Raw genomic sequence first — 21,414 nt, forward strand, 5'->3', positions numbered from 1 at the left:
AGAGATAACCAGAAGAGAAACCTTGTGAAAGATTATATCCGATCATGATCTTGCGTGTGTTCCTGCCTTTCGCCCTGGGGTACTTCCTGTCTTTTCTTTTACGGGTAGTTAATGCCGTCATTGCACCTGACCTGGTCAGTGAACTGGACCTTGATGCCTCTGATCTGGGCCTGATGACCAGTACATTCTTTATTGCCTTTGCTGCAACCCAGTTACCGCTGGGATTGCTGCTGGATCGTTATGGTCCGCGCAAGGTGGAAAGTCTGTTGATGCTCTTTACCGCGGCGGGCTGCCTGCTGTTTTTCTGGGCCGAAGCTTTTCCCCTGCTGTTGCTTGGCCGGGCCATGATCGGTTTTGGTGTGTCGGCTTGTATGATGGCGGCTTTCAAGGCCTATGTCAGCTGGGTACCAAAGGAAAGGTTGCCACTGATCAATGGCTGCCATCTCGCGGCTGGGGGGCTTGGCGCCATCGCGGGCACGGCTCCGGTGGAGTTCCTTGCGGGTGAAATCGGTTGGCGAGGGATTTTCCTGGTGTTTGCCGGCCTGTCTGTTGTGATTTCGTTTCTGATCTATTTTGTTATTCCGCGCCGGGGCGAAATTCCGCCTCTTCTGTCGGCGGGACAGCAGTTTCGGGAATACGGCCAGATTTTCCGAAGTCGTTATTTCTGGCGCATAGCCCCCTTTACCATCATGTCGCAGGCTGCATTTTTTGCCCTGCAGGCGCTTTGGTCCGGACCCTGGTTGCGTGATGTCGCCGGTCTGGAACGCGACCTTGTCGCCTCGACACTGGGCTTTATTGCCATCGCGGTTTTTGCCGGATTTCTGGTCGGTGGTTTTCTGACAGACTGGCTGCGCCGTCATCAGATCAGCCCGATCACAGTCGGCTGTATCGGGATGCAGCTCTGTCTTCTGCCCCATGCGCTGTTGCTGGTTGCGGATGACTTTTCTTACCTGCAGCTTTCAGCCGTCTGGATGAGCTTTGCTCTGTTCGGTACCGGGGGGTATCTGGTTTACCCTGGACTTTCCCAGCACTTCCCGGCCGACCTTGCCGGGCGGGTGAACACAGGGCTGAATTCCATGGTCTTTACCATGGCTTTTGCTGCGCAGTGGGTTGTCGGTGAAATTATCGAACTCTGGCCGTTACAGGAAAGCGGGGGCTATGCGGTCGAAGGATATCAGGCCGGTATTATCCTGCTGCTTTGTGCCCAGATTCTGGCTGTGGCCTGGTATTATCTCCAGCCGCTGATCGTGAATAAAACCAGCCCCTCAGCCGAGGCTGGTTAAGCAAGGGCAGCCGATCAGAATAGGGTAAAAGCTCTAGGCTAATTCCTTTTGTTATTACCCGCCGGTGACGCTCATATGGCGGGCGACTGATGGCAGGGCGTCGCGGTCGATAATGAAATCGTGGCCTTTGGGTTTGCGGGCGATGGCTTTGAATATAGCCTGTTCCAAGGGGGCATCGCTGTCGCTGCTGCGCAGGGGCGCACGCAGGTCCATAGCGTCATCCTGCCCGAGGCAGAGATAGAGTGTCCCGGTGCAGGTCATGCGTACCCGGTTGCAGCTTTCACAGAAATTATGGGTCATGGGGGTGATAAAGCCGATCTTGCCACCGGTTTCCCGGACCTCAACATAACGTGCCGGGCCCCCGGTTTGATAGTCGATTTCGTTCAGGCTCCAGCGGTCTGACAGCAGAGCGCGTACTTTGGTCAAGGGCAGATACTGGTCGACCCGGTCCTCGTTGCCGATATCGCCCATGGGCATGACTTCGATAAAGGTCAGATCAAAGCCTTCATCACCACACCAGGAAACCAGGGTGTGCAGTTCGTCATCGTTTACCCCTTGAAGGGCGACTGTGTTGATTTTGACTTTCAGTCCAGCTTTTTTCGCCGCCTGCAGACCCTCCATTACCTGATCGAACTTGCCCCAGCGGGTGATGGCGGTGAATTTGTCGCTGTTGAGGGTGTCGAGCGAGACATTGATCCGGCGCATGCCCGCATCGGCCAGCTGCTGAGCGTATTTGCCCAGTTGGCTGCCGTTGGTGGTCAGGGTCATTTCACGCAAAGCCCCTGATTCGAGTTGCGGCGTCAGGCTGTTAAACAGTGCCATGATGTTCTTGCGCACCAGCGGCTCGCCCCCGGTAAAGCGCAATTTTTTGACCCCAAGCCGGATAAAGGCATTGGAAACCCGGGTCAGTTCCTCAATGGTCAGCAGTTCTTTTTTAGGTAGAAAATTCATGTCTTCCGACATGCAATAGACACAGCGAAAGTCACAGCGGTCTGTTACGGAAATCCGCAGATAATCAACCATGCGGCCAAAGGGGTCGACCATGCTGGGATGTCCCGTTGCCGTTTGTTTGGACAATTCTGTCGCTGTTGTCTGTGTCATTGTTTTTCTGTCTCCTGAACAAAGGTCAGACTATCACCTCTTTTCCCTCGATGCACCTGTCACTTTGTCGCGAGGCTAACCTTGTTAGTCCTATTTGGGCGCGAGAGAGTTCACTTCAACTGAATATGAATATGGTCGTCGTGGCGGGCGGCGTTGCAGCCTGCGGGTCTGATCTTACTGTTGTTCAGACCGAGCCAGCTTTCGAGGTAAGGCTCGAGGAAGATCTTGCCGATCTGGTCCCGCGTCTTGCCACTTGTCAGAAAACCGAGTAGGGCACGGTTGCGCTCACGGTCCAGTGCAAGATCCCTGAAGAGGCCCTGTAATCCCTCCATCGACCAGCGCAGCATGCCGTCTCGGGCACAGGCGGGATGTGTTTCATAAGATCTGGCGGGAGCAAAAATCCAGTACCCGAGGAACCAGCCGCCAGCCCCGGGGAGTTTCTCTCCGTCTGATTTTTTCTGGTAGAACAGGGCGAGGTCGAGTTTTTTTCCGTCCTGATGGCTTTTGTGCGGCAGCAGGGGGAAACCGTCGATGAAGGGAAAGTTGGCATCGAGATAGGTGGTGATGCTGCCGGGATACTGCCTGGCCATCTGGCGAGAGATATCTTCGAGCGATATCTTCATTTCCGGGACGACATAGTGGCGGTTGAGCAGACAATAGAGTGGTGAATTGGCAGCGTAGGGTGTCTGGTCCGAAGCAAAACAGTTCAGGGGAACCCGGCCAAACCCGGGAGCGATCTGGGGTAGGATCAAAAAGCTGATATTGCCATAGAGCAACAGGAAACAAAGGAGGCTGCTGCTTTTCCAACCTGAGCCATAGCGGGCGACGAAAAGCCGCCCCATGCCCAAAGCCAGCCAGAGAAGTACCCCGCCGATCTGGGTCAGCACCGTTAGGAGGATAACCAGCAGGAGCGCAGTGAACAAGGCAAGGAGAGAGCGCCGGGTATAAAAAGGCCCGAGCAGGATTGTAAACAGCATAGAAGTCAGCTGATGCGTTTGATGGCGGTCATGCCGGTGCCGCCGGTGTCCATTTCGACCCGTTCGGTAATATGGGAAATCGGCTCGATTGTCACATCCATGCTGTGGGCCGTGGCATGGATCGCGGTCTTGCTGTCCAGGGCAATTGCAACGTGACCGGGCCAGTAGAGCAGATCGCCTGTGGTTACCTGGTCCGAGTTGATCGGTGTACCGAGAGTTTGTTCCTGCATGCCCGTGTCGCGCAGTACAGAATGCCCGCAGGCACCGAGGGAGATCTGAACCAATCCGGAACAGTCTATGCCGACCGAAGTTTTTCCACCCCAGCTGTAAGGCGTGCCGAGAAACCGTTTGGCGACAGTGACATGATCGGTGGCGGTTTCGCTCTGGGAGACGATATGGTCGGTAAAGACCCAACCGCCGCCCTGTATCTGGGTAAAACGACCTTCCTGTCGCAGCGACAGCACCGCGCTCTGCATCGAAAGCAGGTCGAGCGGGGGTGTTTTCATATCCGGCTGAGGATAGACATAGGTACGCAGAGCGGTTACCCGGTGCGTTGTCGCACGGACTTCCCGGCTCAGCCCGGCCATCAGGACATAGCCGACATAGCTGTCGCGGGCATTCTGAACCCAGGCCCAGCCGTCTTTTTCTTCATAAGCCGTCAGTTTTTCGCCAAAAAGAAGCTCGCTGTCCTGCACCGCTTCTGCGGCGGGGTGGCGACGCAAGGAGCTGTGACCAACGATGACCTGTGCCGGGTAACCCTTGCTGTATCGCGCTGCGGAAACTTTGCCCTTGAGGTATTCGGCGGCAAGGTCATCACGATAGGGGTGGAGCCGGGGATTCAGTGTTTCTGTCATGGTTCGCTTCAAGTCCGTTCGGGGCTGTTCCAAGGGTAACGCTGGCTGTTCTTAAGAGCCAGATTTTTTTCAATATCTAATCGTCTCCCGTATCCTGATCTCGCAAGGTTTTTGGGGATTTTGTACCCGACTTGGCCGCTGGTTTAGCGACAGATTCTGAAAGAGGTTCCGACCGGGTGATAATTTCCACCGGGCCCTTGATATGCAGGTCGCGTTGCGGGAAGGGAAATTCGACTTCAGAGGCATGGAACTTGTCCCAGATAGCAAGCATCAGGGCGCTTTTTATATTACCCAGACCGTTCTGAGGGTCCGGAATCCAGAAGCGCACTTCGAGATTGACCGAATTGTCGCCAAAGCCTGTCACCAGACAGTTGGGTGCCGGGTCGTTCATAATTCTGGGGTTCTCTTTGGCCGCTTCCATACAGAGCTCGATCGCTTTGTGTATATCAGAGCCATAGGATACGCCAACCGGAACCCGAACCCTGATCCAGCTGTTGGAATAGGACCAATTTTCAACCCGTTGGGTGATAAATTCCTCGTTGGGAATCAGGTGTTCAGTTCCATCACGGGTGATGACCGAGGCATAACGCGCGCCAAAAGATTTTACCCAGCCATAGGTATTGTTGACGGCAATAACATCGCCCGGTTTGATCGAGCGATCCATCAACAGAATGATGCCCGAGACAAGGTTGGCGATGACCTTTTGCAAACCAAAACCGATACCAACACCGAGGGCGCCACCAAAGAGAGCAAAGGCGGAGAGGTCGATGCCGACGCTTTTCAGACCGATGATAATTGCCAGACCGATCAGCGTAACCTTGAGCAACTTGCCCAGGAGAACCTGGACCGAGGGGGTCAATTCAGGGACTGCCTTGACCCGCCGTTCTAACAGGGAGCTGAAGGCAATGGCCCCCCAGAGCAAAACGGCAAGAGAAATCACGCCCTTGAGAACCATCAACAGGGAAATCCGCAAACCCCCTATATCGAGAGCTGCGGAATCAAGAATTTCCTTGGCCAGATCAAGCTGGCCAAGAATGTTCAGTGCGGCAATGGCCCAGATGAACAGGGTTACCATCTTGGCTACAATCCGGGTTTTGATCAGGCTGGTGGTCAGGCTGATAATGACCCAGGCCAGGGTCAAACTGGCGACGGTGTTGATCAGGAAACGGCTGCGCAGAGGAGCATCGATCTGGAACAGAACACCCAATGTAATCCAGAGAGCAATGAGATAGAGAACCCAGGGGATCAGGGGGCGCAGGTTACTCAGGATTGAGCGCAAGAGCAGGGGCGTGCGGGACTTATGGTTCCATTCCGAGGCAATCGGACTGATTTTTTTTCCCAGATATCGACTTGCGGGCAACAGTAAGATCAGCAGAGCAAGCTGGAGGATCACAGGCCAGCTGAGCAGATTATGGCTGAGCCATTCGAGCAATTTCCAGATGGACTGTTCAACTTCTTGCAGATTTGGAAGCTCGATCTCGTCCAACATGATCTCCTGGTTCGTGTTTAAAGGGCCGGGGAAGGGAAGCCCGGTTTCCAGCAGCTTAACAACTTTATCGCAAAACGCGTAGTTTTACTTCTTGTCGGGAGTGTTATGGATTTTTGAAGTGAACCGGGTGACTTTGAAAAGCCGGGCCGGTTTTCCGGGCACTGGAAACATGAAAGTGAAGATGGGGAGCGGTAGAAAAACCGGTGTTGCCCGAGTAGCCGATCAACTGACCTCTTTGGACCTCGTCACCGACAGAAACAACAACGCCAGCTTGCCGGAGATGCAGGTAATTGCCAACGGTACCATCCGAATGGGCAATCCAGATAAAATTCTCCTCCCCCTTGGTGCTTTCGGTCGGGCCGCCCTGATCAGAGTTTTCTCGCAAGGCGATCACCCGGCCCTCCCGGGCTGCCAAAATTTCCGTTCCTTCCGGCAAGGCCCAGTCAATGGCCCATTTCTGAGGGCCGAAATGGCTCAAGCGGCCACCGGGGGGCTGGATAACAGGGAAGACGTGTTGTGATGCAAAGGGCAGGTCGTAGAGCAGATCCGGATCGTGCCCTTTGAAGGGGAGGTCGGGGTGAACTTCAGAAGTCCAGCGATAGCGCCAGGTTGTTCCGCGTTTCGCCTTCAGGGAAAAAAGAGCCTGAGTGCCCAGGGCAGGAACGGCTAAGTTGATCGCAGCTGCTGCGGGTTCCGTATTATGTCCAGTTAGCTCCAGCGAGATGCGGATGGGGAAAGGAAAGTTATTCTGCAGGGCAAGCCGGGCAGAACGGTCATCTTCTGCCGTGGTATAACAGAGTACTTGCTTGAAACATTCGGTACGGTTGTTTTCTGTTGCCTGGGCAATTGAAGTCAGAAGGAACAGAAAACAAAAAAGGATGATCCCCTGCGAGATTATCCTTCCTGTTATCTTCGGAGATATCACGATTTTTATCCCAGCAGCAAGCTGTCGCTGTCGAGCTGTTCGCCGCGTACCGAGGCGAACATGTCAACCAGATCATGGATGGTCATCTTGCTGCGTTCTTCGCCGGAAACATCCAGAACCACTTGACCTTCATGGAGCATCACGGTTCTGCTGCCGAACTGCAGGGCCTGCCCCATGGAATGGGTGATCATCAGGGTGGTCATGCCTTCTTCCTCAACCAGTTCGTGGGTGAGTTCCAGAACAAAGGCCTGCATGCGCGGGTCAAGGGCGGCAGTATGTTCGTCAAGCAACAGGGTTTTTGTTGGCTGCAGTGTTGCCATGATCAGGCTGACGGCCTGGCGTTGTCCCCCGCTGAGCAGGCCCATCTTGTCTTCAAGGCGGCTTTCAAGGCCGAGCCGCAGACGGGACAGGCGCTCGCGGAAAAGCTCGCGTTTGTGGCGATTGATGGCTCGACCAAAACCACGATTGATACCTCGAGAATGGGCCAGGGCCAGGTTTTCCTCAATGGTCAGGTTCTCACAGGTTCCTGCCAGAGGGTCCTGGAATACCCGCGAGACCAGGCTGCTGCGTTTGGCAGCATTCCAGCGCGATACCTCCTGATCACCGATGACTATAGAACCGCTATCGGCAATCAGCTCTCCGGTCAGGCAGTTCATAAGGGTAGATTTTCCCGCACCGTTCGAGCCGATAACGGTGACAAACTCTCCATCGGCAACCGTGAGATTAACACCTTGCAAGGCCTTGTTCTCGATCGCGGTGCCCTTGCCAAAGGTGATGCGGAGGTCCTGTACGTCAATCATGTTATTTCCCCCGCTTGATAAGGTTTTTGAGAGGGTTTTTTGCCCCGGGCAGAACCAGCGCGATAACCACCAGAACAGCGGTAACCAGATTGAGGTCTGAAGACTGCAGACCAATAACATCGGCTTTCAGGGCAAAGGCGATGGCTAGACGGTAAACCACGGAACCAAGAATACAGGCAAGAACGGCCAGGAGCATACCGCGGGTCGAGAAGAGAGCTTCCCCTGCAATCAGGGCAGCCAGACCAATGACAATGGTACCTGTGCCAATGGTGATATCGGCAAAGCCGTTCATTTGGGCAAAGAGGGCGCCAGCCAGTCCGACCAGCGCATTGGAAAGGGCCATGCCGACATAGGTCGTCCGGTTGGTGTCGATGCCCTGGGCACGGGCCATCTTCTGGTTGGCACCAGTTGCGCGCATGGACAGTCCGTAATCCGAGTTGAGAAAGCGGGCAACAATCAGCGCGACAATCAAAACAATAACACCAGCAACCAGTGGCTTGAGCAGGTACATTTTAACATCAAGCCCCAGAAAAGGAGTCAGGATGGTGTCTTCGGTAATCAGCGCGAGATTGGGGCGCCCCATGATCCGCAGATTGATCGAATAGAGGGCGATCATGGTCAAAATGGAGGCCAGCAAATTCATGATTTTGAAGCGCAGGTGCAAAAAGGCAGTGACCAGACCTGCGCAGCCGCCAGCAATAAAAGCGATGACTGTTGCTAGAAGGGGGCTGCTGCCACTGATGATCAGGGTTGCGCAGACCGCGGCACCGAGCGGGAAGCTGCCGTCAATTGTCAGATCCGGAAAATCCAGAACCCGAAAGGAAAGGAAGACTGCCAGGGCAATCAAACCAAAAATAAGGCCCAGTTCTACGGCCCCCATCAAGGAAACGATATTCATCAGGACTGGCCTCTGGATTTCGAGATAACGACGTACATGAAGTTCAGGGTCTTAATTTTAAAGAAAGTGACGAAATTCCGGTGAAAGAACTTCGTCACTTTTTAAACGCATCACCGGCTTCCAGACAAGCAAGAAGCGGAAAATGACTTATTCGACAACTTCTGTTGCGCGGGCGATAACTTCGTCCGACAGAGTTACGCCCATCTTTGTAGCCATGGCAGGATTAACGAAGAGGTTGGTTTTACTGACTCCCTGGAAGGCAATGTCACCAGCATTCTTGCCATTGAGGATATCAACCACGATCTTTCCGGTCTGACGACCAACATCGTAGTAATCAAAACCAAGGGCAGCCATGGCACCACGTTTCACGGAATCCGTATCACCAGCATAAACAGGGATCTGGTTCTCGACGCCGACTTTCACAACAGCCTCAAACGCGGAAATAATAGTATTATCGGTTGCGACATAAATTACATCAGCCTGCCCGATCAGGTTCTGGGCAGCAGTCAGGACTTCCCCGGTTTTTGTCGCAGGAGATTCGATAACTTTATATCCGGCAGCCTCGCCATGCTTTTTGACAAGATCAAGCAGGACAACCGAGTTGGCTTCACCCGGATTGTACGGAACACCGATGGTTTTTGCATCGGGGGTCAGTTCCTTGATCAGGGCGATGTGCTGGTCAATTGGCGAAAGATCGCTGACACCGGTCACGTTGGTGCCGGAAGCTTCCTCATCCGCAACCAGTTTGGCAGCGACAGGATCGGTTACGGCAGAAAATACAATCGGAATATCCTTGGTTGCTGCAACAACGGCCTGGGCGGAAGGCGTTGCAATCGGCACAATTACATCTGGTGCGTCGCCAACGTATTCACGGGCGATCTGCGCCGCTGTCGCCGGATTTCCCTGGGCGCTTTTATAGATGAAGGTCAGGTTTTTACCTTCTTCAAAGCCATTGGCTTTAAGTTCGTCACGTACACCATCACGTACGGCATCAAGAGCAGGGTGTTCAACAATAGCTGTGGTGGCCACTGTCACGTCTGCTGCCTGTGCCAGTAATGGCAGGGACAGACCGAGAGCAACGCCTGCGGCCAGGATTTTTGATCCAAAGCGCTTGGAATTCATAATATGCCTCCAGTTCAGAATATCATTCATTGGTGCCAAGAGAGCCCCCTGTAGGGAAGTGAGGGGATTCTCCCCTGCGTTGTTATCCCGTAATAATCAGGTTCGCTTCGCTGAAAGCAAGTTCATAATCTGTTTGAGCTGACGAATTCCAAGAGCACCAGCATGTTTTCGACAGGCTTTAGCTGCTGGGAACCATGATCCCAATCAAAAAACAGCAGCCTCTGTGATTCTTCACAAAGGCTGCTGTGCAAGTTATTTATCGAATTACTTTAAATCGGGAATAATTTTACGGATCATTTTTTATTGGGCGTTCGGGAAAAACAGCTGCTGTCCGTCCAGTTTGAAGGAGGCAATAGCGTCCTGACCTTCTTTGGAAAGAACCCAGTCGATAAAGGCCTGACCGTCTTCTGCTTTGACGTGGGGGTGTTTTTCCGGATTTACCATGATGACACCATACTGGTTAAAAAGCAGGGGGCTTCCTTCGGACGAAATTGTGAAGTCACCCTTGTTTTTATAGGCAATCCAGGTGGCGCGGTCTGAAAGGGCATAGGCCCCCATCGCGACAGCAGCATTGAGAGTTGCTCCCATCCCCTGGCCTGTTGCACGGTACCATGTACCGGAAGCTGCTTCCTGATCAATGCCTGCTTCTTTCCACAGGCCCTGCTCTTTCTTGTGGGTACCGCTGTCGTCCCCGCGCGAAGCGAAAAGAGCTTCTTTATCGCCGATTTTCTTGAAGACAGCTGTAATATCAGAGTTTCCTGAAATACCAGCAGGATCGCTGTCTGGTCCGACGAGAATAAAGTCGTTGTACATCACATCAAAGCGCTGGAGGCCGTAGCCTTCGGCAACAAATTTTTCCTCAGAAGGTTTGTGGTGGACAAAAAGAACGTCGGCATCCCCATCTTGTGCCATGCGGATGGCTTTCCCGGTTCCCTTGGCGACAACCCGTACTTCGATGCCGGATTTTTCAGTGAAAATCGGGAGAATATAGGAAAACAGGCCGGAATTTTCAGTGGAAGTTGTCGAGGCAACAACGATATAGCGGTCTGCAGCGGAAGCGATAGTTGCACTTAAAATCAGAAGGGTAGCAAGCAGGGAAGCGGAAAACCTGTTCATTTTCATAATTGTTTCAATCTTGATCAATGGTTGAGTCGGTGAGGGAGTTTTCCTAGGGCTGATGCTCAGAGAAGGAGTTCTCCCTCCAGGAAAGCACGCCCTTCTGCACTGCGAGGGCTGGAGAAAAAATCGCTGGCGGCTGTGCGCTCTGAAAGCATACCCTGGTTGAGGAAAATGACTTCATCGGCCAGCCGTTTTGCCTGCCCCATATCGTGGGTAGACATAATGATTTTTGTTCCGGCCGCATGGATGGTCTCGATCAAGTCCTCAATCGCCCTTGTCGCCTTGGGGTCAAGGCTGGCGGTGGGTTCATCAAGAAACAGCACCTGGGGTCTGAGTGCCCAGGCGCGGGCAATGGCCAGACGTTGTTGCTCGCCGATGGAAAGTACGCGCGCAGGACGTGCGGCAATGCCTGATAAACCGGTTTTGGCAAGAACCTCGTTGCGAAGCTCCGCTGCTTCGGCTTTCCCCAGACCTTTCAGGTTCAGGGCGTAATCGATGTTTGCAGCAGCGGATCTTCGGAGCATGACCGGGCGCTGAAATACCATGGCCTGATGACGCTGGGGGTGACGTTGTTGCCACTGGACCTTGCCGGAGGTTGGCTTGAGCAGACCATGCGCCATGCGCAGGGTTAGGGATTTACCCGCACCGTTTGGACCAAGGATCAGGGTTTTGGGCCCCTGGATAAATTCCAGTGACAGGTTGTGCACCAGCTTCTGACCATCAACGGCATAGGTCAAATCGACCAGTTTCAGAGGAAGAATGGAGCCGGGCAAAGTCACAGGCTTTCTCCCTTCACCTGGTCACGGATCATAAAGGTCGCCACATTGATGGTCAGGGACAGGGTAATCAGGATCATGCCCAATGCCAGTGCCAGTGACAGGTTCCCTTTTGATGTCTCCAGGGCAATGGTCGTGGTCATAACTCGGGTGACATGATCAATGTTGCCACCGACGATCATCACAGCGCCGACCTCTGCTGTTGCGCGGCCAAACCCGGCCAAAACGGCTGTAGTCAGGCGATAGCGTCCATCCCAGAGGATTGTCGGAACCGCGCGTAAGGGTTCACAGCCCAGCGAGGTCAACTGGTCGCGATATTCGCCCCAGAGATCTTCGCTGACCTGACGGGCAAGGCTGGCAATGATGGGGGTTATCAGCAGACTCTGGGCGATGATCATCGCTGTGGGGGTGAAAAGTAATCCCAGGGACCCCATAGGACCGGATCTGGAAAGAAGCAGGTAGACCACAAGACCGACAACCACCGGGGGCAAACCCATGAGCGAGCTGAGAAAGGCATTCACTGTACGCCGACCGGGAAAACGCAATGTTGCCAGTGCGGCACCCAGAGGCAGGCCGATAAGGGTTGCAATGAGCACTGCGGAAAGACTGACCCGCAGACTGAGCAGGACAATTTCGGCCAGACGGGCGTCGAGCGAAAAAATCAGATCGAGAGAGAGACTGAATGCCTGGGAAAAATCGTTCATTCGCGGATGGACAGTCCCTAAATTTTTGAAGGGGTTAAATGGTGCGTGCCTGTCTACTATATCCGCAGAGAAAAGCCTTATGGGAATTTTCTAATATCAGATAGCTTTTCGCGAATAGAGCCACTCTTGTTTGATCTTCTGGCAGAAGACATAGTGATTCTATCTTGTTGTATGAGTTTCCTTTATCAAATACCAAGGAGACATACCCAGGCTGTGAGAATTTTTTAGAGATCTTGATGACCAAAAAACCTGCTGTTCCCCAGAATGCAAAGCCTGAAACATCCCTGGTTAAACGGGGTGTTGCCAAGGCTGATCCTGCCCTGTTGAAAGATTTTCTGTTGCGACCAGACCCGCAGAACAGCGGTTTGACTGAACGTGTGCTGGGAACGGATCAGGATGGCAAGACGCTAGAAATACCGGTTGTGGTCGAGAAGCCTCTGACGCTTTTTCTCAATGGTCAGGAAATTGTCACCATGATGACCATCGGGGATTACCCTGATTATCTTGCTTTGGGGTATCTGCTGAACCAGAATATGCTCAAGCCAGATGACGTAATCACGGCGATTGAGGTCGATGAAGAACTTGATCTGGTGGTTGTGCGGACCGAGCGGGCGACCAACTATGAAGAAAAGCTGAAAAAGAAAACCCGAACCTCTGGCTGTGCCCAGGGAACAGTTTTCGGGGATTTGATGGAAAAATTCGAGGATGTTGTGCTTTCTGCAGAGGCACGTATTCATACTTCCTGGATCTATACCCTCAGCCGCAAGATCAATGCTGCGCCCAGTCTTTATCTGGAGGCGGGGGCCATTCACGGCTGTGTTCTGTGCCATGGCGACAAACCCCTGATCTATGTCGAGGATGTTGGCCGTCACAATGCGGTGGACAAGATCGCCGGTTATATGTTCCTCAAGGGGATCTCTGCGGAAGACAAGATTTTTTATACCACCGGGCGCCTGACTTCGGAAATGGTGATCAAGACCGTTCATATGGGTATACCGATACTGGTTTCCCGCTCCGGCTTTACGGCCTGGGGGGTGGATCTGGCGCGTCAGGCCGGACTGACCCTGATCGGACGGGCGAAGGGACGGCGGTTTACAGCGCTGGCCGGACAGGAGCGGATTATTTTTGATCATGATGAAAATGATCTGCAAGAAGAAGACAGTCGCCATCAACGGGCAGCCAGTCGCGGATCGGAAAAGTCATGATCAAGCTGGGGCAACACGGTGATGTGGCTGGAATCATTCTGGCAGGCGGGCTGGCCCGCCGTATGGGGGGCGGAGATAAAAGTCTCAAATTACTTGCGGGACAGACATTACTGCAAAGAGTTTTGGATCGGATCAGGCCCCAAATTGGTCCTTTGGCCATCAATGCCAATGGGGATCCGTCACGCTTTGCGGATAATGATCTGCCCGTGGCTGCGGACGTGCTTGAGGGAAACCCTGGTCCTCTTGCAGGGATATTGACAGGTATGGAGTGGGTTACAGAACATCATCCCGAGATAAAATGGCTCGTTTCTGTTCCCTGTGATGCCCCTTTGATTCCGCTTGATCTGGTTCGGCAATTAAAATCAGCTGCTGGACGGGAAAAGTTACCTCTGGCTTGTGCCGTTTCAAGAGGGCGAAATCATCCTGTTGTCGGGCTCTGGTCCGTTGATCTGCGGGCAGACCTTCGCCGGGCAATGGTCGAGGATGAGTTGCGTAAAGTAGATCTTTGGACTGCACGGCACGGTGTTGCGGAAGCCAGTTTCGAAGATCTGGATATTGCCGGGCAAAAGGTTGATCCTTTTTTCAATGCAAACAAGCCTGGTGATTTGACCGAGATCGAGGCATTTTTGCTCACCTGATTGTGTGGGAATAGGCTTTGCCTTTGCCATAGTTGTTGCCCACTATGCTTGCTTTTCTGACGGCATCCTGATCTGGGTGTCGCAAGTGTGCTTTTCTTATTTCTGTATCGGGAAATATTATCGTGTCAGTTTCGGTTTCTTCCAATGACGATCTTGTCGAGCAGGATTTGCAACATCCGCCAGCCAGCCTTGCCTGGCTGATGTGGACTCTGGGGGGGCTGCTGTTTTTGATCGGCTTCTTCCACCGGATCGCTTTCGGAGTGATGGGAGATCCCTTGCGCATGGAGTTCGCCTTGACCGCGACGACACTTGGGACCCTGGCAAGTTTCTATTATTACAGCTATATGCCCATGCAGGTGCCGGTCGGTATTATGGCCGACCGCTTTGGCCCCAGAAAACTGCTGACCTGTGGCGCGGCAATAACCGCCCTTGGGACCGTTCTGTTTGTTATGGCAACCAACTATTGGATGCTGGGATTGGGGCGACTGCTGATTGGCGGTGCTGTTGCCGTCGCTTTTGTCACAATGATGAAAATTGCCCAGCACTGGTTTGATCTGAAAAAGTTCTCGCTTCTGACTGGATTGGGGCTTCTGGCGGGAAATCTTGGCGCAGTTGGTGCCGGGGTGCCGTTGCAGTTTCTGATCGGGGAAATCGGCTGGCGTCCTGTCTTGCTGGGGCTGGCTGCTCTAACGGGAGTGCTCGCGGTCGCAACCTGGATCTGGGTTCGGGATGATCCCGAAGATCTTGGTTATAAAAGTTATGACCTCAAGGGAGCGCGGCACGAACCCCATGGCTCGGTGCTTTCGACGATGAAAGATGCGATCTGTCATCGAAATGTTCTGCTTTTGACACTGGCTTGTGGGGCTGCGGCAGGGTCAGCCCTGACCTTTGGTGGCCTCTGGGGTGTTCCTTTTCTGCGCACGGCCTATGGCTTTTCCAGTCCGGAGGCTGCGACGATTACGACGATCATGCTTCTGGTCTGGGCCGGGAGCGGGGTACTTCTTGGCTTTTGGTCCGATCAGTCGGGCAAACGTAAAGTTCCTTTCATTGTCGGTGCTCTTGTTGCTGCGCTCGGTTGGGCGGTGGTCACCCAGATTGCGGATCTGCCGCACTGGCTGCTGTATCTTGCCCTTGTTGTTGCCGCGGCTGGCAGCAGCATTATGATTGTCGGTTTGTCACTGGCCCGGGAGTCCGTGCCTCGGCGACTACAGGGAACAGCGCTGGGCTGGTGCAATATGGGGGTGATGATCGGTCCCATGATCTTGCAACCTCTGACGGGGTTTTTGATTGACGTGAACTGGGATGGTAAACTTGATAATGGTACAAGGGTCTACGACCTCACGACATTTCAGGTTGGTTTTATCCCGATGATCGTCTGGCTGTTACTGGCGGCTGTCTTGATCTGTTTTGCCCGGGAAAAGAAGTTCGGCAGCTGAGAACCACAACGTTGTTGACAATAGAAAGGGATGCGTGTGTGAAGGCACAGGCATCCCTTTTTGCCTTGTAAGTCCAGAACGGATTATTTTACTTCCACTGCATAGTCGGAAACGACACCGGTGCTTTCGATCAATTTTCTGCTGTGCAGGAAGTCTGCAAATTCACGATAGCGCCGCTGGTCCAGGGCGGCAGGACGCAGGGCAAAACGGGGCAGGGTGTCCCGCCAGGCGCGTTTGTTAAGTTCATCGTCAAGATCCGGGTAAGCCTGAATGAACAGGGCCCAGCTTTCATCAGGATGGTTGATCAGATAGGTCGTGGCTTTTTCCAGCCCCCGCAGAAAGCGGGAGATTTTTTCATCCCCTGTTTTATCTTTGTGGGCCACGAGGATCAGTTCGTCGTAACTCGGTACACCTTCTTCCTCGACATAAAACGCCCGTCCCGGCTGTTTGATGATATCCATCTGATTGAGTTCAAAATTACGGAAGGCACCGATCACGGCATCGACCTGACCGGAAACGAGGGAAGGCGAGAGCGAGAAGTTGACATTGATCAGCTCAACATCTTTTACGCTCAGGCCATGGTTTTCCAACATGGCATCAAGGATGACATCTTCAAAGCCGCCGACAGAATAGCCAACCTTCTTGCCCTTGAGATCTGCGAGGGAATGGATCGGACCGTCTTTGAGTACGACCAGAGAATTCAGCGGTGTAGCCACCAGTGTTCCAACCCGGCTGAGAGGCAAGCCTTCGGCAACTTGGATGTGAAGCTGCGGTTGATACGACACGGCAAGTTCAGCCTGTCCGGCAGCGACCAGCTTTGGCGGGGCATTGGGGTCTGCCGGAGCTTCAAGGGTGACATCGAGGCCTTCAGCAGTAAAAAAGCCCTTTTCCTTGGCAATGACCAGAGTGGCGTGATCCGGATTGACAAACCAGTCAAGCAGAACGGTCATTTTGTCGTTCGCGATGGCTGGGGTGGAGAGTGTTGTGCCAGCCAGACCTGCAAGCAGGGCCAGGTGGACAAGCCGGAAAGTGAGTCTCTTCATTTATAAAATCCTCAGGTTGAGAAGGGAGTATCAGGTTTTGTGTTCTTCGAGCGAGAAGTGCCTGAGCAGACGTTTCAGGAGTAGGTCCGTGATCTGGTAGAGAGCCAGAGCCATGGTCATCAGAATGACAAGGGCGGCAAACAGCAGGTCAATCTGCATTCGCCCGTTGGCGTGCAGCATCAGGTATCCCAGTCCTTGTGAAGAGCCGACCCATTCCCCGACAATGACCCCGATCGGGGTGCTGACCATGGCAACCCGCAATCCGGATGCGAGGGAGGGCAAAGCAAAAGGAATACGGACATGCCAGAGGAAAGCCAGTCTGCTTGCTTTCATGACCCGGCCAAGGTCGAGCCAGTCTTTTGGGGTGCGTTGCAATCCGTCATAAAAGGCTGAGGTCACAGGAAAGTAAATAATGAGAACGGCCATAGCGATTTTGGAAGCAAGGCCGTATCCAAGCCAGAGCACCAGCAGGGGAGCCAGGGCAAAAACAGGCAGTGACTGAGTCATGATCAGGATCGGACTCAGCCAAACCTGCAGGGGTTTGACCGTTGCGAGTAGCAACGCCGAAATCATACCGAGGAGAGCGCCCAGGCTGAAGCCAAGCAGGATCTCGCCCAGGGTGTAGGCTGCATGGGGCAACAAGGTGGAAAAGCGGGTCAGAAGTGCCTCAGCAACGACAACAGGTCCGGGCAAAATATAGGGAGGAACCTCTGTGAGAGTGACAAGGAACTGCCAACCTGCTGTCAGTCCGAACATAACCAGAAGACTTCGGAGTATCTTCATTTTGCTGTTTCTCCGGAAAGAGTCAGTTCTGCGATGATCTGGTCTTCGCAGGATTGCAGCTCTGCGGAGAACCCTGCGCGCGGAGGGGCTTCTTCCGGGGGGATGATCCGGGTAAGTTGAACGGGCGAGCCCTTGAGCAGGTAGATGTGATGACCCAGACGGAGCGCTTCTCGTGGATCGTGTGTGATCATGATCACTGTCTTGTGCATCAGTTGCTCGTAAGCCAGATTCTGCATCTCGTTGCGGGTCAGGGCATCAAGAGCCGAGAAGGGTTCATCCAGCAAAACGACGGGGCGGTCTTCCAGCAGGGTCCGGGCAAGAGCGACGCGCTGTCGCATGCCGCCCGAAAGTTCGGCGGGGCGTTTATCAAGATGCCTCCCCAATCCCAGGTTCCAGAGTAGCGCTTCAGCCTCTTGTATGGCAATCGGCGGGGAAGGGGATCTGTTCCATGCTCTTAAACGATTACCAAGCAGGCTGTTCTCCAGTACCGAGAGCCAGGGAAGCAATAAATCATCCTGGGTCATCCAGCTTACCTGATCGGGGGCAAGCTTTTTGCCACCAAAAAGGATCTCACCACTGTAATTTTTATCGGGAAGAAGCCCGGCGAGAGCTTTGAGCAAGGAGGTTTTGCCGACGCCACTCCGACCGAGTAACAGATTCCAGCAGCCTGTCGTCAAATCCAGATCAAGTTTGTCAAACAGCTCCTGCCCTTTATAGGAAAAAGAGAAATCCCGAAACTGAATGAGAGGGGGAGGAAATGCTTCGGTTCGATGCATAGCTTTTTCGAGAGAGCTCACTTTCCCGGACTTTCCCAGAAGGCGTGAAAATGATGAACCGGGCCATGTCCTTTCCCTACTGAAAGACTATCTGCGCCCTGCAAGGCTTTGGTCAGATACTCTTTTGCTGTTGTTACAGCTTCATAGAGAGACAGGTTCTTCGCCAGCCCTGCGGCAATGGCGGCAGAGAGAGTACAGCCAGTTCCGTGGCTGTTCCTGGTTTCAATGCGGGGACTGGCCAGACAGATCGTTTCTTGCCCGTCAAAGAAGAGATCGTCGCTGCTTGCGCCAGCAAGATGCCCGCCTTTTAACAGAATAGCCGGACCGTTCGGTTGCATCAGCTTTTCGAGCAGATCCTTCATCTCGACGAGGTTGCGAGGTTCATTCTGTCCAGCGAGAACGGCTGCTTCAGGAAGATTAGGTGTGAGAATAGTGGCCAGGGGCAGAAGTTGTTCCCGCAGGCTGTCAATGGCATCGGGCTGTAACAGTTTATCGCCGCTTTTCGCGACCATGACCGGATCGAGCACGATGGAGACAGAGGGGTATAGTTTCAGAGCCGTGGCCACGGCTTCGATGACTGTTGTATCTCCCAGCATGCCGATTTTTATGGCGCGGATATCAAGGTCTTCAAAAACGGTATGGATCTGGTCTTGAATGAAATCAGGAGAAACCGGGAAAATGCTTTGTACCTTGCGGGTGTTTTGGGCTGTCAGTGCGGTGATGACAGAGGCCGCATACACACCAAGTGCCGACAGGGTTTTGATGTCTGCCTGTATCCCTGCGCCGCCGCCGCTGTCAGAGCCTGCGATGGTAAGAGCGATAGGTACTGCCATTCTTGCCTCCCTTTTAAAAATTGCGGAGGCAAGATCAATGCAATTGGGGGAGCTGTCCAGGTTTCAGGAACAGAAGAAGTACCCTTTGCATCTCATTTTCCTCCGCCGGTATTAACCGGATCAGGTTCAACGGGTTGGCTGTTGCAAGCCTCTCAGCCCCGGTTCCGGTGAAGGAAGGGCACCCCGACGAGATTCCGCTGGGATTATGGAGGGCTTTGGCGAATTGACAAGAGGGAAAGTTTACTTTGTTGTGGGCTGCTCTATAGATGATGTGTCGAAATTCGGAAGCTCTCTGTTTCCGCTATTTATCAGGATCATATTTCAGAAAACAGAATGAGGTTATTATGAGCGAAATTACGCGATTTGAAACTGGCCCTCGCATGAGCCAGGCAGTTGTTCACGGCAACACGGTATATCTTGCTGGTCAGGTTGGAACCGCTGGCGCGTCGGTTGTCGAACAAACACGGGTTATTCTGGCTAATATCGATCGCCTGTTGGCGACGGTGGGCAGTGACAAAACCAAAATCCTTCAGGCAATCATCTGGCTTGATGACATGAAACACTTCCAGGATATGAACGCGGTGTGGGATGATTGGGTACCCGCAGGTCACAGCCCGGCGCGGGCGACTGGTGAAGCACGTCTGGCGACTCCTGATTATAATGTCGAGATCATTATTACAGCTGCAAAATAGGCTTTTATAGAGAGAAATGGTGTTATCAAACTGTCCGGTGTCGCCTGCCGGACAGTTTTTTTGTGTCCTAAATGAGTTAGGCTGGATTCGGACCTTTCGTTAAAGTATACTATCGCGATGCTCGCCTGTTTTGATCACTTCCGTAATGAAAAATGGCTGTTTTCCTTAATTTATTGCGCAGTTGATCTAAAGCAAAGACCGCCTCTTGTCATTGAGCGAAAAGAAGGCCACTCTCCGTGTTTGCACGCGAAGGTGTATAAGGCTTCGGCGAGCACAACGAACGATAACGACAGGGAAAAAGTTATGGAGTTCTCAACAGGTATTTCTCGTTTCCTCACGAAGGGAACGTTTGTGAAGACAACACGTGCTGTTGCACTTGGGGTTTCACTTCTCGCAGGCACATCCGCACTGGTTGCGCCGTCCCTTGCCATGGCGGAAATGGTTTTTAACCGGGGCAACGGCACAGAGCCGGGCAGTCTTGACCCGCAAATTTCCGAGGACGTAAACTCCTCAACCATTCTTCGTGATGTGTTTGAGGGGCTGACGGCTGAATTCACGGATGGTTCGCTCATTCCTGGCCAGGCCGAAAGCTGGACGGTCAGCCCGGACGGTCTGATCTATACTTTCAAAATCCGCAGTGATGCTGTCTGGAGTAATGGTGATCCGGTCACGGCACAGGATTTTGTCTATTCCTGGCAGCGTGGTGTGAACCCGACAACAGGTTCCGAGTATTCTTTCCTGCTTTATCCGCTGCAGAATGCCCAGGCGATCGCAAATGGCGAAGAAAAGGACCTTTCCAAACTTGGTGTCAAAGCACTTGATGACAAGACACTCGAAGTTCAACTCGAAGGTCCTGCACCTTATTTCCTGGGAATGCTGACACACTCTGTAGCCTATCCTGTGCACAAAGCAACAGTTGAGGCGCATGGAGAAGCCTGGACACGTCCGGAAAATATGGTGTCGAACGGAGCGTTCAATCTGATTGAATGGACGCCGCAATCCCGTATTGTTGCTGTTAAATCAGATAGTTATTGGAATAAGGATTCCGTCAAGCTGGACAAGGTTGTCTACTATCCGACTGAAAGCACGACGACAGAACTGAAACGCTATCGCGCAGGTGAGCTGGACTGGACCTATGAAGTACCAAATGACCAGATCAGCTGGATCAAGGAAAACATGGGCGATGAATTCCATGTATCCAACTATCTTGGTACCTACTATTATGGTTTTAACCTGACCAAGCCTCCGTTCAACGATCCAAAATTGCGTAAAGCTTTCTCGCTGGCGATTGATCGCGACATTCTGACATCGAAAATCGTGACCGCTGGTGAAGTTCCTGCCTATGCTTTCGTGGTTCCGGGTGTAACAGCCTATGATGCGGTCTATGCTGACTTTAAAGATCAGACTCAGGCTGACCGTGATGCTGAAGCTCTCAAGCTTTATGAAGAAGCCGGTTACTCCAAAGACAAGCCGCTAGAGATTGAACTGCGTTACAACACCAACGACAACCACAAGAAAATTGCCATTGCGATTTCCAGCATGTGGAAAAAGGTTTTTGGTGCCAAAGTGAATCTGGTTAATGAAGAGTTCAAGGTTTTCCTTGAAACCCGTAAGCAGAAAGAAGTAACCCAGGCTTTCCGTGCAGGCTGGATCGGCGATTATAACGATCCGAATACCTTCCTTGAGCTGTGGTTGTCTGACTCAGGCCTGAATGATACCGGTTTTAACAATCCGGAATTTGACAGCCTCCTGAAACAGGCGTCGCTGGAACAGGATGCGCCAAAGCGTAAAGAGCTCCTGATGAAGGCTGAAGGTATTTTCCTTGAGTCCAACGCTGTTGCGCCGATTTATCACTATGTGACCAAGCGTATGGTCAAGCCTTATGTAAAAGGCTGGCAGAGCAACGTTATGGATCACATTCGTTCTCAGTACATTACTGTTGAGAAGTAGGAAGCCCCTG

General features: G+C 53.0%; 21 protein-coding genes and 1 riboswitch. Of the genes, 6 read left to right on the forward strand and 15 right to left on the reverse strand.

The features are described 5' to 3' along the window. Window positions 1-44 precede the first annotated feature (44 nt). The gene (locus tag B152_RS23060; protein WP_020592008.1) at window positions 45-1,283 is read left to right on the forward strand and encodes an MFS transporter; all 1,239 of its coding nucleotides are present in this window, start codon (window positions 45-47) and stop codon (window positions 1,281-1,283) included. Between the two features lie 54 nt (window positions 1,284-1,337). On the opposite strand, the gene moaA is transcribed toward B152_RS23060, so the two are convergent. From moaA to B152_RS0108680, 11 genes are all read right to left on the reverse strand, one after another. After that, entirely contained in the window at window positions 1,338-2,384 is a 1,047-nt protein-coding gene (moaA, locus tag B152_RS0108630; RefSeq protein WP_020592009.1) for a GTP 3',8-cyclase MoaA, read from the reverse strand. 110 nt (window positions 2,385-2,494) lie between these two features. Further along, the gene (locus B152_RS0108635) at window positions 2,495-3,361 is read right to left on the reverse strand and encodes a hypothetical protein (protein WP_020592010.1); all 867 of its coding nucleotides are present in this window, start codon (window positions 3,359-3,361) and stop codon (window positions 2,495-2,497) included. A gap of 5 nt (window positions 3,362-3,366) precedes the next feature. Beyond that, window positions 3,367-4,215 carry a C40 family peptidase gene (locus tag B152_RS0108640; protein ID WP_020592011.1) on the reverse strand — a complete coding sequence of 283 codons (849 nt, stop codon included), beginning with the start codon at window positions 4,213-4,215 and terminating at the stop codon, window positions 3,367-3,369. A 76-nt stretch (window positions 4,216-4,291) separates the two neighbouring features. Further along, the gene (locus tag B152_RS0108645; protein ID WP_020592012.1) at window positions 4,292-5,704 is read right to left on the reverse strand and encodes a mechanosensitive ion channel family protein; all 1,413 of its coding nucleotides are present in this window, start codon (window positions 5,702-5,704) and stop codon (window positions 4,292-4,294) included. Between the two features lie 103 nt (window positions 5,705-5,807). After that, window positions 5,808-6,629 carry a M23 family metallopeptidase gene (locus tag B152_RS26530; RefSeq protein WP_020592013.1) on the reverse strand — a complete coding sequence of 274 codons (822 nt, stop codon included), beginning with the start codon at window positions 6,627-6,629 and terminating at the stop codon, window positions 5,808-5,810. Window positions 6,630-6,634: 5 nt separating this feature from the next. After that, window positions 6,635-7,429, reverse strand: coding sequence for an ABC transporter ATP-binding protein (locus tag B152_RS0108655; protein ID WP_020592014.1), 795 nt, complete (start codon window positions 7,427-7,429; stop codon window positions 6,635-6,637). Between the two features lies 1 nt (window position 7,430). Further along, a complete protein-coding gene (locus tag B152_RS0108660) occupies window positions 7,431-8,327 on the reverse strand; it encodes an ABC transporter permease (RefSeq protein WP_020592015.1) in 897 nt (298 codons plus the stop codon). Window positions 8,328-8,474: 147 nt separating this feature from the next. Continuing rightward, window positions 8,475-9,449: an ABC transporter substrate-binding protein gene (locus B152_RS0108665; protein WP_033405937.1), complete on the reverse strand. Its 975-nt coding sequence runs from the start codon at window positions 9,447-9,449 to the stop codon at window positions 8,475-8,477. Window positions 9,450-9,749: 300 nt separating this feature from the next. Further along, window positions 9,750-10,565 carry an ABC transporter substrate-binding protein gene (locus B152_RS0108670; protein ID WP_211212171.1) on the reverse strand — a complete coding sequence of 272 codons (816 nt, stop codon included), beginning with the start codon at window positions 10,563-10,565 and terminating at the stop codon, window positions 9,750-9,752. 65 nt (window positions 10,566-10,630) lie between these two features. Next, window positions 10,631-11,347, reverse strand: a complete 717-nt coding sequence (locus B152_RS0108675; protein WP_020592018.1) for an ATP-binding cassette domain-containing protein — start codon at window positions 11,345-11,347, stop codon at window positions 10,631-10,633. Continuing rightward, window positions 11,344-12,048: an ABC transporter permease gene (locus tag B152_RS0108680; RefSeq protein WP_020592019.1), complete on the reverse strand. Its 705-nt coding sequence runs from the start codon at window positions 12,046-12,048 to the stop codon at window positions 11,344-11,346. The genes B152_RS0108675 and B152_RS0108680 overlap by 4 nt, the downstream gene beginning before the upstream one ends. A 236-nt stretch (window positions 12,049-12,284) precedes the next feature. Between B152_RS0108680 and fdhD the strand changes: the two genes are divergently transcribed. From fdhD to B152_RS0108695, 3 genes are all read left to right on the forward strand, one after another. After that, entirely contained in the window at window positions 12,285-13,253 is a 969-nt protein-coding gene (fdhD, locus tag B152_RS0108685; protein WP_020592020.1) for a formate dehydrogenase accessory sulfurtransferase FdhD, read from the forward strand. Continuing rightward, window positions 13,250-13,891 (forward strand): molybdenum cofactor guanylyltransferase MobA, encoded by a 642-nt coding sequence (mobA, locus tag B152_RS0108690; RefSeq protein WP_020592021.1) that lies wholly within the window; start codon window positions 13,250-13,252, stop codon window positions 13,889-13,891. Before fdhD ends, mobA begins: the two co-directional genes overlap by 4 nt. Before the next feature lie 122 nt (window positions 13,892-14,013). Beyond that, window positions 14,014-15,327: an MFS transporter gene (locus B152_RS0108695; protein WP_020592022.1), complete on the forward strand. Its 1,314-nt coding sequence runs from the start codon at window positions 14,014-14,016 to the stop codon at window positions 15,325-15,327. An 83-nt stretch (window positions 15,328-15,410) separates the two neighbouring features. On the opposite strand, the gene B152_RS0108700 is transcribed toward B152_RS0108695, so the two are convergent. From B152_RS0108700 to thiD, 4 genes are read right to left on the reverse strand one after another with little or no spacing between them, the layout of a single operon-like run. Then, window positions 15,411-16,370, reverse strand: a complete 960-nt coding sequence (locus tag B152_RS0108700) for an ABC transporter substrate-binding protein (protein ID WP_020592023.1) — start codon at window positions 16,368-16,370, stop codon at window positions 15,411-15,413. Between the two features lie 30 nt (window positions 16,371-16,400). Then, window positions 16,401-17,153 carry an ABC transporter permease gene (locus B152_RS0108705; RefSeq protein WP_020592024.1) on the reverse strand — a complete coding sequence of 251 codons (753 nt, stop codon included), beginning with the start codon at window positions 17,151-17,153 and terminating at the stop codon, window positions 16,401-16,403. Next, the gene (locus tag B152_RS0108710; protein ID WP_020592025.1) at window positions 17,150-17,950 is read right to left on the reverse strand and encodes an ABC transporter ATP-binding protein; all 801 of its coding nucleotides are present in this window, start codon (window positions 17,948-17,950) and stop codon (window positions 17,150-17,152) included. The genes B152_RS0108705 and B152_RS0108710 overlap by 4 nt, the downstream gene beginning before the upstream one ends. Further along, window positions 17,947-18,762 carry a bifunctional hydroxymethylpyrimidine kinase/phosphomethylpyrimidine kinase gene (gene thiD / locus B152_RS0108715; RefSeq protein WP_020592026.1) on the reverse strand — a complete coding sequence of 272 codons (816 nt, stop codon included), beginning with the start codon at window positions 18,760-18,762 and terminating at the stop codon, window positions 17,947-17,949. The genes B152_RS0108710 and thiD overlap by 4 nt, the downstream gene beginning before the upstream one ends. Before the next feature lie 79 nt (window positions 18,763-18,841). Continuing rightward, window positions 18,842-18,958, reverse strand: a riboswitch (TPP riboswitch). 148 nt (window positions 18,959-19,106) lie between these two features. On the opposite strand from thiD, the gene B152_RS0108720 reads away from it, so the two are divergent. After that, window positions 19,107-19,454 carry a RidA family protein gene (locus tag B152_RS0108720; RefSeq protein WP_020592027.1) on the forward strand — a complete coding sequence of 116 codons (348 nt, stop codon included), beginning with the start codon at window positions 19,107-19,109 and terminating at the stop codon, window positions 19,452-19,454. A 351-nt stretch (window positions 19,455-19,805) separates the two neighbouring features. Continuing rightward, on the forward strand, window positions 19,806-21,404 hold the full coding sequence (locus B152_RS0108725; RefSeq protein WP_026261405.1) for a peptide ABC transporter substrate-binding protein: 1,599 nt from the start codon (window positions 19,806-19,808) through the stop codon (window positions 21,402-21,404). Window positions 21,405-21,414: the final 10 nt, after the last annotated feature.

Source organism: Kiloniella laminariae DSM 19542 (assembly GCF_000374005.1).
Lineage (GTDB): Bacteria > Pseudomonadota > Alphaproteobacteria > Kiloniellales > Kiloniellaceae > Kiloniella > Kiloniella laminariae.

Bases quoted from the DNA above. Each gene is read 5' to 3' on its own strand.
- B152_RS23060 (WP_020592008.1), top strand. From the start codon at position 45: ATGATCTTGCGTGTGTTCCTGCCTTTCGCCCTGGGGTACTTCCTGTCT.
- moaA (WP_020592009.1), bottom strand. From the start codon at position 2,384: ATGACACAGACAACAGCGACAGAATTGTCCAAACAAACGGCAACGGGA.
- B152_RS0108635 (WP_020592010.1), bottom strand. From the start codon at position 3,361: ATGCTGTTTACAATCCTGCTCGGGCCTTTTTATACCCGGCGCTCTCTC.
- B152_RS0108640 (WP_020592011.1), bottom strand. From the start codon at position 4,215: ATGACAGAAACACTGAATCCCCGGCTCCACCCCTATCGTGATGACCTT.
- B152_RS0108645 (WP_020592012.1), bottom strand. From the start codon at position 5,704: ATGTTGGACGAGATCGAGCTTCCAAATCTGCAAGAAGTTGAACAGTCC.
- B152_RS0108655 (WP_020592014.1), bottom strand. From the start codon at position 7,429: ATGATTGACGTACAGGACCTCCGCATCACCTTTGGCAAGGGCACCGCG.
- B152_RS0108660 (WP_020592015.1), bottom strand. From the start codon at position 8,327: ATGAATATCGTTTCCTTGATGGGGGCCGTAGAACTGGGCCTTATTTTT.
- B152_RS0108665 (WP_033405937.1), bottom strand. From the start codon at position 9,449: ATGAATTCCAAGCGCTTTGGATCAAAAATCCTGGCCGCAGGCGTTGCT.
- B152_RS0108670 (WP_211212171.1), bottom strand. From the start codon at position 10,565: ATGAACAGGTTTTCCGCTTCCCTGCTTGCTACCCTTCTGATTTTAAGT.
- B152_RS0108680 (WP_020592019.1), bottom strand. From the start codon at position 12,048: ATGAACGATTTTTCCCAGGCATTCAGTCTCTCTCTCGATCTGATTTTT.
- fdhD (WP_020592020.1), top strand. From the start codon at position 12,285: ATGACCAAAAAACCTGCTGTTCCCCAGAATGCAAAGCCTGAAACATCC.
- mobA (WP_020592021.1), top strand. From the start codon at position 13,250: ATGATCAAGCTGGGGCAACACGGTGATGTGGCTGGAATCATTCTGGCA.
- B152_RS0108700 (WP_020592023.1), bottom strand. From the start codon at position 16,370: ATGAAGAGACTCACTTTCCGGCTTGTCCACCTGGCCCTGCTTGCAGGT.
- B152_RS0108705 (WP_020592024.1), bottom strand. From the start codon at position 17,153: ATGAAGATACTCCGAAGTCTTCTGGTTATGTTCGGACTGACAGCAGGT.
- thiD (WP_020592026.1), bottom strand. From the start codon at position 18,762: ATGGCAGTACCTATCGCTCTTACCATCGCAGGCTCTGACAGCGGCGGC.
- B152_RS0108720 (WP_020592027.1), top strand. From the start codon at position 19,107: ATGAGCGAAATTACGCGATTTGAAACTGGCCCTCGCATGAGCCAGGCA.